This window comes from Serratia sp. LTN-2 (genome assembly GCF_059740205.1).
Window position 1 is genome coordinate 1 of record NZ_JCAXDO010000018.1, and the last position, 3185, is coordinate 3185.

3 protein-coding genes and 2 pseudogenes are annotated in these 3185 nt (G+C 52.8%); 4 read left to right on the plus strand and 1 reads right to left on the minus strand.

Annotated elements, in window-relative coordinates; translation table 11 throughout:
* Positions 1–689: plasmid segregation protein ParM domain-containing protein (gene parM / locus AC6BYQ_RS23490; RefSeq protein ID WP_498057590.1), on the minus strand; the 689-nt coding region annotated here is incomplete at its 3' end.
* Between the two features lie 231 nt (positions 690–920).
* Here parM and umuD point away from each other — a divergent pair.
* The 4 genes and pseudogenes from umuD to AC6BYQ_RS23510 form a co-directional block, all read left to right on the plus strand.
* Entirely contained in the window at positions 921–1352 is a 432-nt protein-coding gene (gene umuD / locus AC6BYQ_RS23495) for a translesion error-prone DNA polymerase V autoproteolytic subunit (RefSeq protein ID WP_063154399.1), read from the plus strand.
* Positions 1352–1576: pseudogene (locus AC6BYQ_RS23500) on the plus strand (Y-family DNA polymerase); the annotation flags it as partial. The gene umuD and the pseudogene AC6BYQ_RS23500, both read left to right, overlap by 1 nt.
* Positions 1577–1986: 410 nt before the next feature.
* On the plus strand, positions 1987–2655 hold the full coding sequence (locus tag AC6BYQ_RS23505; protein WP_498057591.1) for a tyrosine-type recombinase/integrase: 669 nt from the start codon (positions 1987–1989) through the stop codon (positions 2653–2655).
* A gap of 188 nt (positions 2656–2843) precedes the next feature.
* Positions 2844–3167: pseudogene (locus AC6BYQ_RS23510) on the plus strand (DUF4113 domain-containing protein); the annotation flags it as partial.
* Between the last annotated feature and the right edge of the window lie 18 nt (positions 3168–3185).

A 3185-nucleotide genomic window follows, 5' to 3' on the forward strand; every position in this document is an offset into this window, starting at 1 on the left:
CGGTTGCGGATGACCGTGTCAGCAATAAGCGCGCTGGTTTCGCTGTCTGCAGCCCGCAGCGCGCCTGCAGCTGCGCGAGTGACCTGTGACACGCCGACAGACGGATTGCCGTGTACCGCACTGATATCATCAAACTGTCCGACAATCACACCGGCATCGAGCGTGGTTCCGCCGAGATCGATAATCAGGGTGGTCTCAGCGGGTCCGGGTTTCAACTCCGCGAGACGGGAGAACGCCGCCGGCAGTGATTCCGGCATCACCTTCACGTCCGTTACGGTAAATGCCCTGCCCTTATTCAGAACCAGTTCACGCATCAGGTTTTCCCGTTTGCGTCGGATGTTCTCCTCGTTCCGCTGGCAGTCCCCGTCATAATACTCGCTCAGGGGAAGCGTCACTGTCAGGCTCACCGGCTGCGGCTCAAGTCCGCTGTTCAGCAGCGCATGATGCACGGCCAGCAGGTTGAGATCACCGTACTGATATTCCACGTTTGTTGTCGGGATGGCATCACGGCTGACGCTGTCCCAGGTGTATTTCAGCGTGCCCACCTGATAGTTGAACGTTGCGGCACTGAATTCCGCCACTTTCCAGCCATGCCGGAAGGAGTTAGCAGAAACCCGTGTCTGCAGCTCGTTTCCTTCAAACCATGCCAGCTTAACATTAGTTGAACCATCATCGCAGTAAATATTCATCATTATGCTCCGTCAATTAAACTCAATTTGATACACATTATAAGAGCAAAATGGAAAAATAAAAGCCTTATTTCTCATTATGAGCAATACGTGTGAATCAAAATGATATTAACGAACATTTTGAGTAGCTTAGGTTACTCACCCTGTTCATGGAGCAGGTGATCTGGATTATCCTCACGCTGTTAAATACACTGTATGTATAACCAGTATATTTAGACGTCAGGAGGAAAGATGAAACTGCAGCTTTTCAGCACCGGGAAAGAACTCCCGCCACAGGCCCGTCCGTTGTTTGCAGACCTGGCCAGCTGCGGTTTTCCCAGCCCTGCAGCTGACTATGTCGAGTCCGACCTGGATCTACATGATTACTGCATACGGCATCCGAGCGCGACTTACTATCTGCGTGCCAGCGGTGACAGTATGTCCGACGGCAGCCTTTACAATGGTGATCTGCTGGTTGTGGACAGTGCAGAGAAGCCCCGGCACGGCGATATTGTTGTGGCCAGCGTGCAGGGGGAGTTTACGGTTAAACGGCTCCTGCTGACGCCACGACTGACGCTGCAGCCCATGAACGCCGCCTGGTCGCCGATTTATCCCGACCCGGACGATCTGGATATCTTTGGCGTCGTCACGCACATCATCCACCGCCCGAGGGAGATGTACTGATGTTTGCCCTGGCCGATGTGAACAGCTTTTATGCCAGCTGCGAACGTGTTTTCCGCCCGGATTTGAAAGGAAAGCCGGTTGTGGTGCTCAGTAATAACGATGGCTGCGTAATCGCAAGAAGTGCCGAGGCAAAGCCCTGGATCAAAATGGGCACGCCGTGGTTTCAGATGAAAAACGAGAGCTACCCGGAAAAAATATACGCGTTCTCAAGCAATTATGAGCTTTAGTAAGTTAAGTGGAATGCAACATTTTCTGTGTAAACTTTGAACAGGGTTCCTGATTACAAAGGAGAACACAATGCTCACCACTTTATTCTGTACTCCTGCCAGTTCACAGGCAGAACGATGGTTGGGGTTATTATCCGATCTCGGCAGGTCACCGGCGACAATTCATGCCTACCGCGGCGCACTTACTCACTTCTTTCACTTCTGCTGCCAGCGGGAATTGCCCCCCCGAGCAGGCAAGCTTTGAAGATATCGCTGCGTACATTCGCCCCCAGTTACCCGGCATGCCTCAGCCTGCAGCCAGTGCAACGCTTCAGCTTCGCCTTTCTGCTATACGTCTGTGGTTTGACTATCTGATTTACATGGGGGTAATTATCCGGAACCCTTTACCGCGAGCAGGCACACCCCACATGCCTTCAGCAGGACGCGGTATAGTCCAGCGAATAACACGACTGCCACAAATTCCGGATGACGGCCAGTGGTATCATCTTTTGGGTTATATATCAGACTGTTCATTGCGCGATCGCCTGATGCTAGCGCTGGCGTATCATGGTGCGCTAAGACGCTCTGAGGTGACAACAATAACCATAGAGGATATCGATCCTGCCCACAGGCTTATACGGATTCGCGCCGAAAACACTAAAGGCAAACGCGAACGGGTGGTCTGCTACGGCCCGACGATTACGCCGGTACTGGCAGCACATCTCAGGAACCTGAGGCAAACGGGTATTACTGGTGGAGCACTGTTCCGTTCGTTTTCTGACAGAAATTATGGCTCACCGCTTTCATACTGGAGCTGGAGTAAAACGGTTCGCGAGTGGTCAGACAGGACCAGCATGCCATTTCTGACCACGCACACCTTTCGTCACCTGCGACTGACACATCTTGCCCGGGCGGGATGGAAGCTGCATGAGATAGCAACCTATGCTGGTCATCGTGATCTACGCACCACGCAGATATATATCCATCTTTCAGGCACTGATCTTGCGGCCAGAATGGCGATGACTGTTGCGGAGACTGACCGGAAAATCGCAGCTATCATGTTTGGCCCGGAGAGAGAGAATGACAGGCAAGCGTGATAAAGGTTTCATATACGCGCATTTTTGCCGTGCAGATTATGACCTGCACGCTGGCTTTAGTTCTGAGCAGAAAGAAGCGCTAAGTACAAGCCATAAACGCTCCCGTAACTATGGCAGGTCCGGTTCCCTCTCTTCCCTGATCACCCCCCTGCTGGATATCGCCAACAACAGTGGCACCGGCTGTAGATCAGGATACCCGGGACATTATTGCGGCCGCCACAACGGCTCTGGAGCGTATCTGGAAGGATGGGCATCGGTATGCCAAAGCCGGGGTGATGCTGAATGACTTCACCGGCTCCGGCGTTTCGCAGCTGCAGCTGTTCGACGAACGTCCGCCACGTCCTCACAGCGCGGAGCTGATGAAGGTTCTTGATGGAATTAATCATTCCGGTCTGGGACAGGTCTGGTTTGCCGGACGAGGGATTGCGCCTGCATGGCAAATGAAACGCAATATGCTCTCCCCTGCGTACACCACCCGCTGGAAAGATATTCCCGTTGCGAGGATCAGATAAATTCTGCTTTTCAGAGAG